Genomic DNA, 18329 nt, shown 5'->3' with positions numbered 1-18329 from the left:
AACAAGCAGAATCGATTCAAAGGCGATTAGCGAGTAAAAAGTAAAAAAATAAACCACTACTCAGCTTTGCGGGCGAGGGCGGTTTATTTTTTTTTGTAAAAGCAAATGACAATGCAATTACAGATACGATAAGTGTTGAAAAACGTATAGCCATCATCATTGCTTTGCCCCTACCAACAGCTTACACCTCACGATTCTACAATACTAATGTCTGAACGAGTAATACACATGTAAATTGAAGGAGGAAAGCGATAGGCAGTATGTAATCATAAAAAAAGCTTACCGATCTTATATGACCAATAAGCATGAGATGAATTCAGATGAATAAGTTTGTTTTTAAAGTTAATTCTCGATTCATCTGAGAGCCATTTAGTCAACTACCTCAAATTGCATCGTTTCAAAATTTAGCTCCATTGGAATGTAATGCGATACGATCATCATTAGTGGGAATGCCAGAGTTACTGTATAAGCATATACGTGCATGAATTGTAGCGGATCAACCTGTACATATGTTACCATCACCCAATCAGCAAGCATATATGGGACATAGAAAACGATAAAAAAGTAGGCTAAGCATCTGGCGGTTTGTTGGATACTCGAATAAAAGCCTGATGCAATATATGATAACATGTCTCTTGTTTCTTCTTTCATAATACAGTCGCCTCCATAATATCTAATGTTTCTTCTATTATATTATAAAAATGGTGAACTGCGATATTCTCTAATACACCATAAGACATGTTTTTAATTGTTTAGAAAGTAACTTTATACTATAACTTAAACAGCAGCATATGCCCTTCGTATTTATTCATGCATCTACTCTATTTTTCGCCAATCAATGATCTCAATCGTTGCATTTGAAAGCTGATTGTACAAGATTAACCAATTGCCAGCGATATTTAGTTGAATCAATATTTCACCGTTAATATTTTCTCGAAATACAAGAACAATAATAGAGAGTTCATTATTTTCGTAACGCTTTAATACCCCAGCTTTCACCATGTAGTCATTAAAATGGCATTCTACGTATTGTTTTTCATCTAGCTGAGCGTCAAGTAGCGTTCGAATCGTCTGAGCCACATGCTTGTACAGGTTATGTGTATTGAATTCGTCTTGTAATGCTACTGCTAAATCGTGCTTAATTTGCTGTGCTAGCAAAGAATCGCTCCTTTCATAACGTGTTCGCATTATCATTCTACATGCTTTGAATCGCGATATTCAATTGGTATGTAAATAAACTAGATTGCCGAATATATTAAACGTTCTCCACAAGACAAATAGGAAAAAAAGAGGGTTTTTAATCTTTTTTATTTTACCTGGGGTACAGACAACAAAACGGAAAAATTGTACGTATAGTTACAGCCGACCAACACTAGAAAATATAAAATACAGAAAATAAAGAAAAACGAATGTTCGTTTTGTGGTATATTATTAGTGCTTCAAAGGCGATTAGCGAGAAAAGTAAACCACTATTCAACTTGGAGGGAGAGGGCGGTTTACCTTTTTAGTGAAAGTGACTACGGATGATAGAACATCCGTAGTTTTTTATGCTTAATTTAAATCGAAGGCATGAGAGTTGCGGTTACTCCATGCAAAAAGCACTCACAGATTTGATTTTTAGAGAGTTTTACAAGGAGTTCTGTCAGATTTATGAGGATTTATATCGTTAAGCAAAGAAAAGTACCCAAACGATGCTTTGGGCACTTTGTTTTGTAAGTAAATGTTATCCTTTATTTCGAAGCTTACTAATTGAGCTATTTTCGTTCAAGCAGAGCAATCGCCTTATCAATTTTCTTAATCGTTTTATCAAATCCATGATTAGTTACTTTGGTGTGAGGCTGTGTAGATTTTCTCTTTGTTGTACGTTTCAAGCCCATGTTTGTCCCTCCTGTATAGCTTTTTCATTAAAATTCTTCTTTAAGACAAGGTTGGGTCAATTTTGAAGGTTGTTTTTATAACTTAAACTTTAAAACCAGTTCAGCAGCTTTTAAACGGATTGAATCATCTTTGCTATTTAATAATTCTTTAATAACATCAATGGCATCCGTTTCTAATGCTGTTACTTCTGTAATTGTCCCATTAATTAGTTGTTCGATTAACTGGGCATGTTTAGTTAAATCAGCAACAGCCCCAGGGTATCTTAGTGATCCTCTTAACTCGTCAGGTAATTCTGACCGAAGAATTGATTGTTTATTTAACAGCCACTTTACTTTACGTTGATGAGGATAGCCTAGTCCTTCTACGTTTTTATCAACTGTCTTGTCGTAGATATAATCTGATTCAATTTCCGCAAAATAGATATCCTTTTTATTTGTAGAAGGAACAACTACTACGTCTCCAATACTCATTCCCTTTACTAAAGAATGTAGATTACCAATTCCTTCTTCCATATCGTTCTTACTTAAAATGGTACGCATATCGTTAAAACTAAAGTCAGATAAATCTTCACCTACAGGATAGCCTACTGCAATAAAATTAGTTTTTAAAAAATTTTCAAGATGATCTGTGCCATGAGGTAAGGGTCTTAATAGCCAATAATGTTTATTCATATACATCACTCCTAAATAATTTGTGAACACATGTGTTAATCATATTTAAACACATGTGTTCACATGTGTCAACAAATTAATTTTGTGTTAAAGCATTTTAAAAAATAGTATTTATACAAATCCATACAAAAAATCGTTCCCAAATGCAAGTTTTGGGATACAAAGGAACACTTAAAACGTTGTCACATCAATGTTTTAAGTGTTTTTTTATATTCCAATCAAATACACCTTTTTATGCAGGATCGTTTGAACTTAGATACAACAAAGCTTTCAATGCTATTCAAAAGAAATTACACGGGAACATATTTTGAATAAAATCTTGCATATACAGCCGATTCCTTAACGTTAAAAATCATCATTTATAGCTGCGTTTAATAAATCTTTATTCCAAGTCAACAAGAGAAGTGTATAGGTTGCATTCTATTCTTCTGCCGATAAATCAAATGCTTTCTCACTATGTACTTTAGGTACTGTGATGCATGCTCCTTCCAACTAAACACCCTTTATGGAATTTATGCGTGCAAGATCTAATTATAGAAATATACAATTCCCATTACTTAAGATGATATTTTTGTCTGTTTGAACTCTAAATTACATAACGAACAATTCTCCATACCCCCCTCTCTTCGAATCTAAAATTTCCAATTATACAACATAGCTACCTAATTTAAATGTTCAGAAGTAAACAATTTTAATTATCTTAATCCTAGCTTCTGTCCGACTTAGTAAGCTTATAAACAGCTGATTTGATATATACGGCACTTTTTTTCGAATTTTCTTTTCTGCAGTTGTATATGGTGTCGTATTACTGCTCCAGCAGGCTTCATACTTCATAACTAATGATTTGATGTATACGACACTTTTTTTCGAATTTTCTTTTCTGCAAGTGTGTATAGTATCGTATTACTGCTCTAGCAAGCTCCATGGTTTATAACACTTACTATCTATTACGGAGGAACAAACAAATGAAAAACTTAATTACACAAAGCCTTGAAAAAAACATCGAAACAAAGCTTGAATTTACGCTTGATAACAACATTGAAGAAATTTTTGAAAAATGCTTATTGATCAATGGCGTAACGGTAATTCAATTCGTCGCAGCAAGCGATTCTCCAAAAATGAAATCAATCACTTTTTAACCAATGTACAAGAATAAAAAATAATAGAAAACACAAAAGGAGATTGCTTTAATGACAACAATGGACAAAGCTGTTAAAGGTACAAAAAATCAAATTGGAAAATTAATCTATACCTCAGATGAATCGGACGAATTTATTCAAAAGTTGAAAGCAACAAATGATATATCAAAAATCGCAAGTTTTCTCTTGCTTATAAATTTAGGCTTACGCAAAAGTGAGCTTCTTGCACTGCAATGGCAAGATATTGATCTTCAAAACAAAACAATCCGTATTCATCAAGCCATCGGTTGGGATGAATTGAATAAGCCTTATATTAAAGTTACGAAGAACTATTATGAAAGAACGCTTGATATTGATGATGAAACTTTGCAAGCATTATTTAAATGGCAGGAGCTCCAAGCAGAGCAATTAAAGTTGCAAAATATTGAGCATAAAGGCAATAAACAATTTATCTTCACAAACAATAAAAATACTTTTTACAACAACTCTAATTTAAATCGTTGGTTAAAAAAATTCCAAACTCAACATGGCTTAAAGCTTGTTTCTGTTCACGGCTTACGTCACACTTGTGCTATTCGCATGTTTTACCAAAAAAAAGATATTAAATTTATCCAACACTTCTTAGGTCACACAAATATAACAACAACGATAGATATGTATATTCACCCCCTCTGTTAGGATAGATGTCGTAGGATGCTTTAGTGTTATAGTTAAGTAAATAACATGGAGGTCGATCGATATGACAGGAAGAAATAGAGTGCGATATTCGCAAGAACAAAAAGAAGCAATTGTTAAACGCATGATGCCACCGAATAATGAAGCAGTGGCACAAATTGCGAAAGAAGAAGGCATTACAGATGTGACATTGTACAAGTGGCGTAAAGAAGCACGTGCAGCTGGTGTGGCAACGCCTGGAAATGGTCAAACCAGTGATAAATGGAATAGCCAAGACAAGTTTTTAATCGTGATGGAAACGTTCACGATGAATGAGGTAGAGTTGGCGGAGTATTGCCGTAAGAAAGGGTTGTATCGCGAACAAATTGAAGCTTGGCGCAATGTATGCCTTCAAGCAAATGGTCAAACATCAGATCAAACGAAACAGTTGAATGGCGCATTGAAGGAAGAACAAAAGCGTGCCAAGCAATTGGAAAAAGAGCTACAAAAAAAGGAAAAGGCACTTGCGGAAGCTGCTGCATTACTACTGCTTAGAAAAAAGGCCCAAGCGATTTGGGGGGACGACGAGGACGAATGATTAGCCCATCAAATCGCGCATTAGCTATAGAACTCATCCAAGAAGCCAATCAGAACGGTGCGCGATTAGCAGAGGCTTGTCAAGAACTACACATTAGTGTACGTACTTATGAACGTTGGATTTCGGATGGTGGTGTGAAGGTCGATCAGCGCCCACTTACGAAACGTCCTACACCAAAAAATAAGTTATCACAAGAAGAAAAAGAGGAAATACTAACGATTGTGAAGCAAGCAGAATATGCGGATTGCCCACCTACGCAAATTGTGCCTAGACTTGCGGACAAAGGAACTTACATTGCGTCAGAATCGACATTTTATCGTGTATTACGTGAAGAAAAGATGCAGCATCACCGAGGACGTAGCCAAAAGCCTGAGCGAAGAATCCCGGAAAGCCATCTGGCAACAGCGCCAAATCAAGTGTGGACATGGGATATCACTTGGCTCGGAGGACCAGTGAAAGGTTTATATTATCGACTCTATTTAATTCTCGACTTGTTTAGTAGAAAGATAGTCGGCTGGGAAGTATGGGAAACAGAAGAGGCAAAACACGCCGAAACACTCGTAAAAAAAGCAGTGATCAGTGAAAAAATTCTGGGAGAACCACTAGTATTACATTCCGACAATGGGAGTCCAATGAAAGCCTCGACCTTTCTAGGTTTACTGGAGAAGTTGGGCATCCAAAGTTCGTTTTCAAGACCACGTGTAAGTAACGATAATCCTTACTCAGAGGCGATGTTTCGGACACTCAAGTATCGACCGGATTTCCCACACAAAGGTTTTGAAACAATTGAAAAAACAAGACAATGGGCACAACAATTTGTCCATTGGTACAACGAGATCCACCTGCATAGTGGGCTGAATTTTGTAACACCTGTACAATGTCATACGGGCGAACACATAGCCCTATTAGAAAAGCGCAAAGACGTGTACGAGGCTGCGAAGGAGAAACATCCGGAGCGTTGGGCACGAGGTACAAGAAATTGGGCACCGACTGAACAAGTAGCACTCAATCCAATGCGAGATGAGGACAAACTGAAGCAGTGACATTAGTCCCCATTTCCCTGGCGATTAAGATTGAAAGCACGCTTTTTCTTTCAATCTTAATTGCCAGGCCAGCAAGCGCAGCGCGATAGCCTTGACTGAACATGGGGATTCACCCAATCTTTCAAAATACTAAAGTAACTAAATACGACAACTATATTGACAAACACCGTTCATTGCATCCCTGAATTAGGAAATATATTAGTAAAGTCATTTAATCAAACTGTATAAATGATTGTTAATTGAATCTCAATCCGTGCCAAAGTACATTTGTATTTTGGCACTTGTTCTTACTCAATTTTTAACAGGTTTTCACAATAAGTAATGGAATACCTTATTTGATTGCTATTGAGCACGCAATAACTTTTACGAATTGTTTAGTATAACTTCATTTAGTATATTTATTTTCAGTTATGGAATAGTGATAAATTTCAATATCTGAATCAATGAAGCCTCTTCGCTTTGCCCCATGCAACGTTTGATACATATTCTCTCTACCAACAGGGTTGTCCGTATGAATATATATTTTGTTTGCCCGTAACCCTTTTTCACAAATATATTTTACTAAGTCATAACCCGTTGGCAATAGATTACCTTGTAAATCCTCTCCCAAATCATGGTCAAGAGAAAGTATATCTACTTCGTGATTTTCAAGTAGAAGAATTGCTTCTTGAAACGTTCTTGCCACAACAAAACCACTCGGACAATCTCTTAAATCATCAACATAAAGATTTATCTTTTGTGTACCCAAAATCATCACATCCTTAATGCATCGTTTGTTTCAATTGTGTAGTGTAATAAAGGATTTTGCAAATATACAACCACTAATTACAAATAGCCTTTTTGCTATCATCATTATTTCAACATTAAATGCTACCAAAATAAAGGTAGCTGATTTATTGGGAAACCATTTTTTATACGCTATACTTACAATATAGTTAATCGCAGCATTAACTGTACCCCTAGTTTCCCTGTATGGTTCTAGGAGGCACTTTAATGAAAGACCCTATTAAATCATATACAAAAAAAGATGGCAAAATCTACTACATGTTTAAGCTTTATTTAGGGATGGATAGCGAAACAGGCAAACAAATTCATGTTACTAGACGCGGCTTTCAAACAAAAAAAGAGGCTAATCTTGCCTTAGCTCAATTAAGAGTCGAAGTTAGTAAAGGGGAATTTAAGAAACCTAAAACAGAAACTTACGAGGATATATATAATGTCTGGATTCAGCACTACGAAAGAACGGTTGAAGAAAGTACCTTTGTCAAAACACTAGGAATTTTCAGGAATCATATTCTCCCTGCATTAGGTCACTACCGAATTGAGAAATTGAGTGTAGCAATCTGCCAAAGCTTTGTTGATGACTGTTCCTTGAAACTAAAAAGATTTCGAATGGTTAAAACTTACGCATCTAAAGTAATTGATTTTGCTATTAAGCGTGAGTACATCAGCTCTAATCCTTTCAAGCTAGTGGATCTTCCAAAAATCAAAGCTTCTGCTGTATTAGATAGCGAGGTCAACTACTATTCAAAGGAGCAGCTAATTAACTTTCTTCAATGCTTAAAGCAATATGGTAACGCTCAAATAACCGCATTTTTCTACCTGCTTGCTTTTTCAGGCATCCGTAAAGGGGAGGCACTTGCATTAACCTGGGCGGATTTAAATTTCGATACAAAGGAACTGCTCATAACAAAAGCTCTTTCAAGAGGTAAAAATAACAAGCTCTATATCAAATCAACGAAAACTGATACGATACGCCAGCTTTTAATCGATGATGAAACATGCAGCATCTTATCTGAATGGAAAAGGATTCAGCAAGATAAATTTCCAAATGCGAATGACAAAAGTCAATTAGTGTTTACAAACGAACAAAATGACTTATTGCAACAAACGGTTCCTAGAAAATGGCTCATGAAAATCATCGACACTTACGGCTTGCCCTATACACATGTTCACTCATTTCGTCATGTGCATTGCTCTTTACTTTTCGAAGCAGGTGCAAGTGTCAAAGAAGTACAAGAACGATTAGGTCACACAGATGTGCAAACAACGCTCAACATATATACGCACCTATCAAAGCGTGCAAAAAACGATACAATTAATAAATTTGTGGCGTACTTAAACTCATAAACTTGACCCAAAAGTGACCAGATTTATAGCCAGTTTCTGCTGAAAATCCCAGAAAACTCAGTACATTAAAAATAGAAAAAACCCTTGATATACAAGGGTTTTGATCACTCTAGACAACTCTAGAAAATTCAATTATGGAGACGGCGGGAGTCGAACCCGCGTCCAGAAACTCCAATACTTCAGCTTCTACGCGTGTAGTTTGCCTATTTACGATTCACGTAACATTATGCCGACAAACAGGCGTCCTGTACGCTAACCTGGAAATCTCTTGTCGGTGACTCAGGTGGCACCATCGACCGTATCCCACTAAAGTTGGGCCCCACGTTCTCTACATGGGCGATAGAGAGGCAGAGCGCTTACGAGCTTACGCTGCGAAAGCTAAGTTTTGTTGTTTGCCAGTTATTATATAACTTCCGTTGTTGACGGAGCCGAGACCTCCGACGCGCGACCAAAGCTTGAACCATCCCTGTCGAATCCGTAACGTCCCCGGATATAATCCGGTCATAAACCGTATACGGGCAAGCCTGCTAAATGCAGGTTGTAAAATGAACATCGTATGAGTAGATGCTCACTGGCATGTAGTATTATTATAAAATAAAGAGTTTAAAACATCAAGTAGAGACACTGAATAAGTTATATCACCCTCTAAAACTTTAGCATAGAGGCTAAGAAGAGTAGTGCCACCCTCTTTTTCTAAAACTCTAATTATCGCGATTTTGTTTCCTTTGAAGAAGTCTTTCTTCTAAATTGCTTGTGCCAATAATTACGCCTGCGATAATAACCAAACTGCCTAAAAATTGCTGAAGTGTAATGCTTTCATGTAAAAATAATGCCGCCCCAATTAATGCGAATACGGTATTGAAATTAACAAAAATAGCGGATTCTGCTGCACCAATTTGCTTTATACATAAATTATACAGTGTGTGTCCAATAGAAGTAGCTAAAATAGCTGACATGAAAAATACAAGCCATATGAGCGGGCTGAAGGATAAAAATGCTCCGTAGCTTTTGATGCTTGTAGCAAATGTGAAAATTAATAATACTGATGAGCCAATTAGAAGCATCCAGCCTGTCATCAGCATGGGAGAAATTATTTCAGTTGCTTTTCGAATTGCGATAAAGCTAAAGGCCTGCAAAAAGAATGACATAAACACGAGAAAATCACCTAGCTGTAGATTTGTCAGCTCGGTAATGTCATCTACAACTGCGAATAGTACGCCAATTCCCCCAAGTGTAAAGCCGAGTAATTTTGTTTTCGTCATAATAGTGTCTTTAAATATAACTGCAATAAGGGCCGTGAAAAGCGGGCTTAAGCCACTAATAATAGCTGTTTTCATAGCAGTTGTTCGAACAATACCATATGCTAAAAAAACATGATGACAAATGACGCCGAAAAAGCAACCAATTAATATGTACTTAAATGGCATTTCTTTTACATATAACTGCTGCTTCGTTAGCTTTAAAATAATAAAAATCGTAATACCTGCTAGAAAAATACGGGCAGTTTGCATTGTTAATGGATCGCCATTGGAAACAATTACTTTCAACCATGTAACATTCATACCCCAAAGAAACATAACAAATACTAAAATGGAATAAACCTTTGCATTTGCCAAGTCATCACCTCTTGTTTTATTCAATCGAAAGGTGGAAAATATCCATAAATAAACTAGCGTCTTATTTCTCACCTTTTTATAAAATATTTTTTCGGGAGAGCTGTTGGGAAAACAGGCTAGGCTTTTAGAAGATTTTTTCTGAAGCTACCGGAACAAACTTCCTTATATTTCCAAAAGCTATTTGCTTAAATACTTCATAAGCCTTTCATACGAAAGTAGGCTGTCGGGAAAGATATAGCTTTCCTAACAGCCTACCATACTCCATACCTCTCCTTTAAGCAGTGCTACTCTTTTGATAAATGTATGTTCCATCTACAATTTGATCAAGCTGTACGAAATCACCAATTTGTACATTTTCATGAATGCGTACCGTTAGTTTTGCTGTAGAATTCTTTAGCTGTACTAGCGCCACAGTATACGGTGCCAAATGGGTATATTCAGCTGGTGCAATATGGATGACCGAATAACTATAAACTGTTCCCTCATCTGGAACTTCTCGTTCGTTTTTGATTTCTTGGCGGCAGGTGCTGCAATACACTTTTTTCCTAACTGACTCAACACCACAGCATTCATAAACCTTCATCTGCTACACCCTTTCTAAAATGTGGACAACCGAATAAGAACCAGTGCCACCTAAATTTTGTGCAAGTGCTAACTTTGGTCGTTTTTCTAGCTGGTTTGGTGCATGTCCGCGCAATTGGTGCACTAATTGGTAAAACTGCGCCACACCTGTTGCGCCAATAGGGTGTCCTCTTGACAAAAGGCCGCCGCTTGTATTGACAGGCTTTTCTCCGTTCACTTGTGTTTTTCCTTGCTCAATGGCTAACCAGCCTTCTAATTTCGGGAAAAAACCGAGCTCTTCAATGGCAAGCATTTCAGAAATTGAGAAGCAATCGTGAATTTCGACGACATCAATATCTTCAGGACCAACCCCTGCCTTTTCATAGGCTTGCTGCCCGGATATACGTATCGCTGGTAATGATAATAAATCGATAGCATCCTGCATCATCGTAGGTCCTGAAGCCTGTGCTGAGGCTAATATTTTAATATCAGATGGCTTACGAGATAAAACAACCGCTGCTGCCCCATCCGTTATTGGTGAACAATCGAATAAGCCAAGTGGATCTGTAATAATGCGTGCATTCATGATTTCTTCAAGCGTTGCTGATTTTTGGAATTGTGCAAGTGGATTTTGCAGAGCATTTTCACGGTTTTTTAAGGCTAATTTCGCCAAATGGGATTTATTTGCACCTGTTTCATAGAAATAGCGATTCGCTACAACGCCAAAAAATCCTGGGAAAGTTAGACCTGCATAGCGTTCGTTTGTCGTTTGATCCATCGCAGAGTTAATAAATTGTGTTACTGTGGCAGTCGGTGCATGCTTCATCTTTTCAACACCGACAACTAAAACGCTTTCATATTCGCCGCTTAAAATGCTTAGAATTCCTTGGCGTAATGCGATACCGCCTGAAGCACAGGCACCCTCTAATTTGGCCGTTGGAATATGACCGAGCCCCAAGTCATTTGCTACAATCGCGCCTAGAATCTCTTGATTGGCTAAGCTCCCTCCCATATAGTTACCAACAAAAACAGCATCCATTTTTAACTCTCTTGCCTCATCTAGCGCATCTCGACTAGCAGCGAGCATTAAATCCTTTAATGAAGCATTTTCACTGTTTCCGAACTTCGTCATACTTACACTATGAACGTATACCGTCATTGTGTCACCTCCATATGCTGTTTTACTAGCTCGCGTTTTAAAATTTTCCCGTAGGAGCTTTTCGGTAGCGCCTCAACTACATAAATTTCTTTCGGCTTTTTAAAGCTCGCTAAATGATTTTGGCAAAGCTTGATCAATGCATCCTTTTCAATTGCTCCACGTCCGTTTGGCACTACATATGCGACGATGGATTCGCCCCATTGCTCATCCGGAATACCAATAACACATGTTTCCTTGACGAATTCATGTTTGTTCAACACTTCCTCTACTTCACGAGGGTAAATATTCACGCCACCTGAAATAATGACCTCCTTTTTTCGGTCAACGATATATAGGTAGCCACGCTCATCTAGTCTGCCTAAATCGCCTGTATGAAGCCAACCGTCACGCAATGTTTCTGCTGTTGCCTTTTCATTATTCCAATAACCCTGCATAATAAGTGGACCCTTTGCCGTAATTTCACCAATTTCTCCTACTGGGCATTCATTGCCTTCAGCATCAACGATTTTCACATCAACAAATGGTCCGACTCTACCACACGAATCAAGGCGAGAGGGTAAATCCTCGCGTGGCATTATAGAAATGCACATCGGTCCTTCTACTTGACCATATGTTTCAACAAATTTTGTGCCTACTTTGTCTAATGCCTCTTGCAACTTTGCAGCAGCAATGGGTGAGCCTGCCATATTAATAGATTTAATGGTATTAAGCTTTTGCGGAATGAAATGCTCGTGCTGAATCATTAAGTTGACCATCGTTGGTACTAGGAAAATTATTGAAATACCGTCCTGCTCTAATAAATGAACAAATTGCTCTGGCTCAAATTTATCGTATACGACTTGTGTTAAGCCAAAGAGCCATGCCACATGACTTAAGAAGTTTGCCCCATGCGTTAATGGTGCAACATGACCGAGCATATCCTTATAGTCGACCTCACATGCCATTGCTAATGAAAGTGCTCCACTTACCATATTACGGTGTGACAGCATGACTCCCTTCGGATTGCCTGTCGTTCCCGAAGTGTACATAATAGCCATCGTATCATTCTCATCTACTTCATTTTCATGAGCCTGCCCTTTAAATTGATTAAACACTTGCTCATACGGTTCTCCGCAATAAAGGATGGGGAAATCAATTTGCAATTGATCGATTAATGACTTTTCACCAACAATCAGGCTCATACCTGAATCCTTCATTTGATAATCATGTTCTTTCGGATGCAAACGGTAGTTAAGAGGCACTTTAATAAGGCCATATAGAGAAACGGCTACATCAAGCTCAATATGCTCTAATCGATTTGACATTAAAATACCTACGCGCTCTCCTTTTTGTAAGTTAAGACTTTTAAAATAGGCTGTTAGTGCATATGCACGCTCAATTAATTGGGCATAGGAAATAGTGCGTTCTTTAAATTTAACTGCTATTTTATCTGGGTACGCGTGAGCTGATTTCAGTGCTAATTGGCCGATTGTACTCATCTATCTTCCTCCTACTCTTCAAAATGAAAAATTAGAACGCCGAATTGATCATCCTTACGTCTTTTCGGTATGGCCTCTTTTAATGGATAGAGTATGAATTCGACTGTAATGGCGATTTCGTTTTCTCCTTCAAGAAAATGACCACCAGAAAAATTTTGATCACAATCAACAAAAGATCCGTGGAAATGAATATCTAAATCATTCGTTTCTAAATCTATCCCAATAAAGCCTAAACCAGAAATAAGTTCTACCGGAGATATAGTTTGCCTCTTCGGTGAATAAACAATGGTCCCTTTCTTTTCGCCTCTCTGAACTTGGACATACGTAGCCTGCTTCAAGGATCCCAAACACTGAAATTGCCCTCCCTTCACACCAAAGTAGTAGCAAACCTCTTTAATCCCAGTAAATAAATCCGTTCCTGCTTTCAATCTCCCGATAATTCTATCCGTAGGACGGTCATATAAAGCCTGCCACCTAGAATTATCCAATACTAATCCCCCCATCTACCTTCAACACCTGAGCAGTCGCATAACCAGCCTCCCTAGATGCAAAGTATAGGACAGCACTTGCAATATCATCAGGTGTGCCGATACGCTTAATAACCTGTTGATCCAAATTGTATGGAACCCCCGTTGTAATACCTGTTAATGTTGCGCCTGGTGCCACGGAGTTACAAGTAATATTTAATGGTCCTAGCTCTTTGGCTACCCATTTTGTAAGGGCGATTACACCCCCTTTTGATGCTGCATATGCTGGGCCTGATCGACCTGTACCATCCTCACCAGATGTCACACCACCGTTTAAACCTGATACTGAGCTAATATTAATAATACGACCATATTGCGCATCCTTCATATGAGGGTAAACACATGCTTGCGTAAACATAAATGTTGCTTTTAAGTTCGTATCAAGATCCCGTGACCAGTCCTCAAATGTCATCGTTTCAATATTTTTACGACTACATGTACCAGCATTGTTCACCAAAATATGAATCTCTCCATATTTTTCAACTGTGCGGTTGACTGTTGCTTTTATAAATTCAGCATCTCGAATATCTCCTAAGCACTCTAAATACCTATCATGTACTAGTTTTTCAATTGTCTCCTCACATGAATTTAAATCAACTAAAACAACATGTACCCCTTGCTTTGAAAGCTGTACTGCGACTGCCTGTCCAATACCACTTGCCGCTCCTGTAACAATCGCTACATCATCTTTTAATGTCATAATAATTTTCCCCTTTGCTACTTAATATTTAATAAATCTGGTAAAAATGTTGATAGAGAAGGTATATACGTTACAAGTAATAAGACAATAATCGAAGCAACAATAAATGGTACGACTCCTTTTGAAATTTGGATGATATTGGCCTTTGACATACTGGCTGCAACATATAAATTTAAGCCAACAGGTGGTGTAAATAAGCCGATTGCTAAGTTAATCGTCATAAATACCCCAAATACAGCTGGATCTACATCTAGCATTAACATAATCGGAAGTAAAATCGGTACGAAAATATAAAACGCTGAAATGGCGTCGATAAACGCACCCGCAATTAATAAAATAATATTTATAAGTAGTAAAATAATTATTTTATTATCTGTTAAACCTAAAACTGTATTTGAAATAGTAGATGCAATTTGCTCTGTTGTTACAATATAGGCAAAGACAGAAGCCGCACTTACGATAATCATAACAACAGCTGTTTGTAACGCTGATTCAATAAAAATACGATACATCATTTTTATGTAGCCCTTTCGATGAATGAACAGACCTACAACTAGTCCATATACAACAGCAATAACTGCTGCTTCTGTTGGTGTGAAAATGCCTCCGTAAATACCACCTAAAATAATTACTGGAATCATTAATCCTGGAAGCGCTTTAATAAATGCATCCCACCGTTCTTTTCCTGTGCTTTTTCGCATAGCTGCTTCCATAGAGTCGTTAAAAATACCCTTTTTAATGTCGCGTTTGCGAACATACATCCCAGCGATAAATAAACTGATACCTACTAAAATACCTGGTATAACCCCTGCCATAAATAGACGATTAATCGTAATGGGGATTTGATCTCCTGCTACTACTGCAAATATAATGAAGGCAATCGATGGTGGAATAATAATCCCTATCGCCCCAGCACTCGCTACTAATCCTCCAGCAGTTTCTTTGCGATAGCCATTTTTCACCATTGCCGGAATTAAAATACCTCCAATTGCAGCAACTGTAGCGGGACCAGAGCCTGAAATAGCAGCAAAGAAAATCGCTACTAATACAGTTACAAGTACAATGCCACCTTTACGATGTCCTACCAATGTTTGAGCAAAGTCAATTAAGCGTTTAGAGATTCCGATATGGTCCATAATTACACCTGCTAAAATAAAGAATGGAATCGCTAATAATGTAAACTTCGCAACACTCGTATACATAATATCTGTTAATGCTTCAAACCCTGATAGCCCTTGTATTGTAAATAGTACAATCATTGAAGCTACCGCTAAAGAAGCAGCGATTGGTACTCTTAAAAATACAAGCAATATAAAGGAGCCAAAAAGTAATAGTGCTGTCATTTTAGCTCATCCCCTTTCGATCCATCGCCGTCATTATTCACCGCTTTATATTCTTCCACCATCGCTTGAACTGTACGAATTAAGCACAGTAAAGCGCCTAGCGGTAATGCAGAAGATAAAATCCACTGTGGCATCCCTAATGCTGGTGTCGTTTGATTAATCTGCATTTGGAACAATACCATATCAATACCGTAATAAAGTAATACTGCAAACAATACACCACTTGCTACCGATGAAATAATTACAATCGCCTTTTTTGTCAGCTTATTCCCTTTATCAAACAATAAGGTAAAACCAAGGTGTGCGTATCTACGCACACCTTGGGCTGTACCAACAAATGTCAGTAATACTAACAAATTAACTGTGATTTCTTCTGTAAAAGAAAGGGATAAATTGACTACATTGCGAGAAACAATGTTTACAAATGTAATAAATGTAATCGCTGCAAATGTAATGCTTAATATAATCTCTTCAAAGTAGTCTAAAAACTTCATATTATCCCTCCTATGGTGTAAACGCTTTCAGTAAATCTTCTCCCCAAATATCAGTATATTTATCATAAATAGGTTGAACTACTTGTTTAAATGCTTCCAATTCTGCTTCTGTTGGCGTATAAATATTCATTCCTTTTGCTTTTAAATTCTCAATTTGTGACGCCTCTTTTTCGCGCGCAATTTTTATTTGATAAGCAGCTGCCTCTTTCCCTAAACGGTCGAATAGTTCACGATCTACATCGCTTAAAGAATCATATAGTTTTTTGTTCATACCTAACACTAATGGGTCATATGAGTAGTTCCATAATGTTAAGTAATCTTGTACTTCCTCTAACTTTGACGAAGCAATGACATCAATTGGGTTTTCTTGACCATCAATTGTACCTTGCTGTAACGCTGTAAACACTTCTGAGAATGTCATTGTTGTTGGGTCTGTTCCTAATGAACGATATAAATCTGTGTACATTGTAATACCAGGAATACGAATCTTTAATCCGTTTAAGTCTTTTGGTAGTTTAATTTCACGCTTACTGTTTGTTATTTGACGGAAACCATTTTCACCATACCCTAAAGCCTGTATGCCCTTTTCAGCTAAAAGTCCTTTAAGCTTTTCTCCACCTTCCCCATTAAACACTTTATCTACTTCAGCATGATCCTTAAGTAAAAACGGCGCACTTGTGACACCAAAACGTTGATCTAAAATCGAGTAAATAATGGTAGAGTTAAAAGTTAAATCGATTGAACCTTTTGCTAAGCTCTCGACAGCCTTTCCTGAATCTCCACCAGATAATTGTTCATTCGTGAAAACTTCAATTTTAATGCGACCATCTGTTTCTTTATCCATATCATCTGCCAATTTTTTGGCTGCCTCATACCAAGTTGATGAATCTGATACAGTGACCGACATTTTTAATTTATATGACTTTTCTTTACCATCAGCACCTCCACCACTGCTTCCACCACAGGCAGCTAGTATCACTGAAACAATCAAGAGCACTGCAAAAAGAAGATTTTTCCCTTTTAAAAATTTCCTCAAAACATATCCCCCCTACTCTTTCTCTGTTAGACTTAATAATTATTCTATAATTCCGAAAAATCTAAATATATATTCTTTTGGGATAAAAAAAACAAAATAATCTATTGATTTTTGTCTCTAACATATAAAAACAATACAAAAAAAAGCTTTTTTAAATATTTAATTACAATTTTTTCTCCTAAACTTAAACTCTTTTTCTTTTTCGATAAAGTAATATAGCAATCATTAATTCCAATTTATTTTCATTATTATTAATATCAATATTTAAAAGCTTTTCAATTTTTTTTAAGCGATATTTCAATGTATTTTTATGGATATGAAGTGTATCGGCAATGTCCTGTAACCCCCCTTTGCTTTTTAACCACATTTCTAAATTGTAAATCAATTCCTCTTCCTTTATTAAAGAGCCAATTGTCCTTCCGATAAAATTGCCTACCTTTTGCTCATCAAGATCCGACAATAGTAATTCTAATTTTAAATCTTCCTCAAAAACTATTTGTCTATTTTCAACAGCAACTGTTAGCGCTATACTTGCTTCATTATAAGATTCATTTAGCTCGAAAAAGGAATGTGAATTGCCGACACCTATAAATATATCGTCATCATATAGCTTTATAAGTTTACGATTAAATGAATGAAGTGTTTGCTCTAAATGGATCCGAGTTACTTTTGGTACAAGCAACACTAGCTTATCAAAGCTCCATTGAAAAATATGTAAATGAGGATGAATTATTTGAATTGCACGCAAATAATCCATCCCCTTTTCATCAATTCTCCTATTTAATTGAATTATTATAACTCGGTTGTAAAGCTCCGTATCGATATTTAGCATTTCTGCTCGTTGCTCTAACAACAATTTATTAACCTGCCCATTTAATAAATCCAGTAAGAAGAGCTCAATCATTTTTGTCTCTCGTTCTTTTTTACGGTGCATTAAAAAATCTTCAACAAAAAACTGTGTGATTTTCTGCACAAGCTTCCCATATTTTTCAATTTCAAAGGGTTGTCCAGTAACCCCAATTACTCCAATTGGCGTGTCTTCGATAATTAGCGGCATAACCATTCCTTCAAGCACACCTTTTAATTGTGTTGAAAGCTCCTTTGTCATATGCATTACTTCTTTGTTCTTCATGGCTATTAATGCACCCTCATGAAATTGGTTCACCCTAGACATGTCCGTGCTTGCGATAATAAATCCATTATGATCGATTACAACAACATTTTGGTCAATCAATTCACCAAGCTCTCTAACAATCTTGGTTCCAATTATTTGCAAATTAAACATTGTGCCACCTCCATAGC

At 37.0% G+C, this 18329-nt stretch carries 18 protein-coding genes, 1 other RNA gene and 1 pseudogene; 4 read left to right on the top strand and 16 right to left on the bottom strand.

Annotation, left to right across the window (positions count from 1 at the left end; translation table 11 throughout):
* Nucleotides 1-369: 369 nt before the first annotated feature.
* The 4 genes from AN161_RS04165 to AN161_RS04155 all read right to left on the bottom strand — a co-directional run bounded on the left by AN161_RS04165 (nucleotide 370) and on the right by AN161_RS04155 (nucleotide 2549).
* The gene (locus tag AN161_RS04165) at nucleotides 370-651 is read right to left on the bottom strand and encodes a hypothetical protein (RefSeq protein ID WP_053593124.1); all 282 of its coding nucleotides are present in this window, start codon (nucleotides 649-651) and stop codon (nucleotides 370-372) included.
* A gap of 165 nt (nucleotides 652-816) precedes the next feature.
* Nucleotides 817-1158 (bottom strand): hypothetical protein, encoded by a 342-nt coding sequence (locus AN161_RS04160; protein WP_053593123.1) that lies wholly within the window; start codon nucleotides 1156-1158, stop codon nucleotides 817-819.
* 596 nt (nucleotides 1159-1754) lie between these two features.
* A complete protein-coding gene (locus AN161_RS30930; RefSeq protein WP_016994791.1) occupies nucleotides 1755-1877 on the bottom strand; it encodes a hypothetical protein in 123 nt (40 codons plus the stop codon).
* Nucleotides 1878-1952: 75 nt separating this feature from the next.
* Nucleotides 1953-2549: a hypothetical protein gene (locus tag AN161_RS04155; protein WP_053593122.1), complete on the bottom strand. Its 597-nt coding sequence runs from the start codon at nucleotides 2547-2549 to the stop codon at nucleotides 1953-1955.
* 965 nt (nucleotides 2550-3514) lie between these two features.
* Here AN161_RS04155 and AN161_RS29415 point away from each other — a divergent pair.
* The 3 genes and pseudogenes from AN161_RS29415 to AN161_RS04140 all read left to right on the top strand — a co-directional run bounded on the left by AN161_RS29415 (nucleotide 3515) and on the right by AN161_RS04140 (nucleotide 5983).
* Nucleotides 3515-3688, top strand: a complete 174-nt coding sequence (locus AN161_RS29415; protein WP_158002967.1) for a hypothetical protein — start codon at nucleotides 3515-3517, stop codon at nucleotides 3686-3688.
* 51 nt (nucleotides 3689-3739) lie between these two features.
* Nucleotides 3740-4366: a site-specific integrase gene (locus tag AN161_RS04150; RefSeq protein ID WP_053593121.1), complete on the top strand. Its 627-nt coding sequence runs from the start codon at nucleotides 3740-3742 to the stop codon at nucleotides 4364-4366.
* A 61-nt stretch (nucleotides 4367-4427) separates the two neighbouring features.
* Nucleotides 4428-5983: pseudogene (locus AN161_RS04140) on the top strand (IS3 family transposase).
* Nucleotides 5984-6368: 385 nt separating this feature from the next.
* Here the strand turns inward: AN161_RS04140 and AN161_RS04135 are convergent.
* The gene (locus tag AN161_RS04135; RefSeq protein ID WP_241774499.1) at nucleotides 6369-6731 is read right to left on the bottom strand and encodes a cyclic-phosphate processing receiver domain-containing protein; all 363 of its coding nucleotides are present in this window, start codon (nucleotides 6729-6731) and stop codon (nucleotides 6369-6371) included.
* A gap of 245 nt (nucleotides 6732-6976) precedes the next feature.
* Here AN161_RS04135 and AN161_RS04130 point away from each other — a divergent pair, with 245 nt between their 5' ends.
* Complete coding sequence (locus tag AN161_RS04130) at nucleotides 6977-8113, top strand: site-specific integrase (protein WP_053593117.1); 1137 nt, start codon at nucleotides 6977-6979, stop codon at nucleotides 8111-8113.
* 132 nt (nucleotides 8114-8245) lie between these two features.
* On the opposite strand, the gene ssrA is transcribed toward AN161_RS04130, so the two are convergent.
* The 11 genes from ssrA to AN161_RS04080 all read right to left on the bottom strand — a co-directional run bounded on the left by ssrA (nucleotide 8246) and on the right by AN161_RS04080 (nucleotide 18312).
* Nucleotides 8246-8601, bottom strand: a transfer-messenger RNA (tmRNA) gene (gene ssrA / locus AN161_RS27315).
* A gap of 213 nt (nucleotides 8602-8814) precedes the next feature.
* The gene (locus AN161_RS04125; protein ID WP_053593116.1) at nucleotides 8815-9729 is read right to left on the bottom strand and encodes a DMT family transporter; all 915 of its coding nucleotides are present in this window, start codon (nucleotides 9727-9729) and stop codon (nucleotides 8815-8817) included.
* A gap of 274 nt (nucleotides 9730-10003) precedes the next feature.
* The gene (locus AN161_RS04120) at nucleotides 10004-10312 is read right to left on the bottom strand and encodes an OB-fold domain-containing protein (protein WP_053593115.1); all 309 of its coding nucleotides are present in this window, start codon (nucleotides 10310-10312) and stop codon (nucleotides 10004-10006) included.
* 3 nt (nucleotides 10313-10315) lie between these two features.
* Nucleotides 10316-11449 (bottom strand): beta-ketoacyl synthase N-terminal-like domain-containing protein, encoded by a 1134-nt coding sequence (locus tag AN161_RS04115; RefSeq protein WP_053593114.1) that lies wholly within the window; start codon nucleotides 11447-11449, stop codon nucleotides 10316-10318.
* Complete coding sequence (locus tag AN161_RS04110; RefSeq protein WP_053593113.1) at nucleotides 11446-12927, bottom strand: AMP-binding protein; 1482 nt, start codon at nucleotides 12925-12927, stop codon at nucleotides 11446-11448. Before AN161_RS04110 ends, AN161_RS04115 begins: the two co-directional genes overlap by 4 nt.
* Before the next feature lie 11 nt (nucleotides 12928-12938).
* The gene (locus AN161_RS04105) at nucleotides 12939-13415 is read right to left on the bottom strand and encodes a PPC domain-containing DNA-binding protein (protein ID WP_053593112.1); all 477 of its coding nucleotides are present in this window, start codon (nucleotides 13413-13415) and stop codon (nucleotides 12939-12941) included.
* Entirely contained in the window at nucleotides 13408-14154 is a 747-nt protein-coding gene (locus AN161_RS04100; RefSeq protein ID WP_053593111.1) for an SDR family NAD(P)-dependent oxidoreductase, read from the bottom strand. Before AN161_RS04100 ends, AN161_RS04105 begins: the two co-directional genes overlap by 8 nt.
* A gap of 17 nt (nucleotides 14155-14171) precedes the next feature.
* Nucleotides 14172-15497: a TRAP transporter large permease gene (locus AN161_RS04095; protein WP_053593110.1), complete on the bottom strand. Its 1326-nt coding sequence runs from the start codon at nucleotides 15495-15497 to the stop codon at nucleotides 14172-14174.
* Complete coding sequence (locus AN161_RS04090; protein ID WP_053593109.1) at nucleotides 15494-15991, bottom strand: TRAP transporter small permease; 498 nt, start codon at nucleotides 15989-15991, stop codon at nucleotides 15494-15496. The genes AN161_RS04095 and AN161_RS04090 overlap by 4 nt, the downstream gene beginning before the upstream one ends.
* Before the next feature lie 10 nt (nucleotides 15992-16001).
* A complete protein-coding gene (locus AN161_RS04085) occupies nucleotides 16002-17027 on the bottom strand; it encodes a DctP family TRAP transporter solute-binding subunit (protein ID WP_053593108.1) in 1026 nt (341 codons plus the stop codon).
* Between the two features lie 184 nt (nucleotides 17028-17211).
* Entirely contained in the window at nucleotides 17212-18312 is a 1101-nt protein-coding gene (locus tag AN161_RS04080; protein ID WP_053593107.1) for a sugar diacid recognition domain-containing protein, read from the bottom strand.
* Nucleotides 18313-18329: the final 17 nt, after the last annotated feature.

Origin of the sequence: Lysinibacillus sp. FJAT-14222, assembly GCF_001278875.1 — a bacterium.
Lineage (GTDB): Bacteria > Bacillota > Bacilli > Bacillales_A > Planococcaceae > Lysinibacillus > Lysinibacillus agricola.
This window is presented reverse-complemented; position numbering and strand designations above follow the sequence as displayed.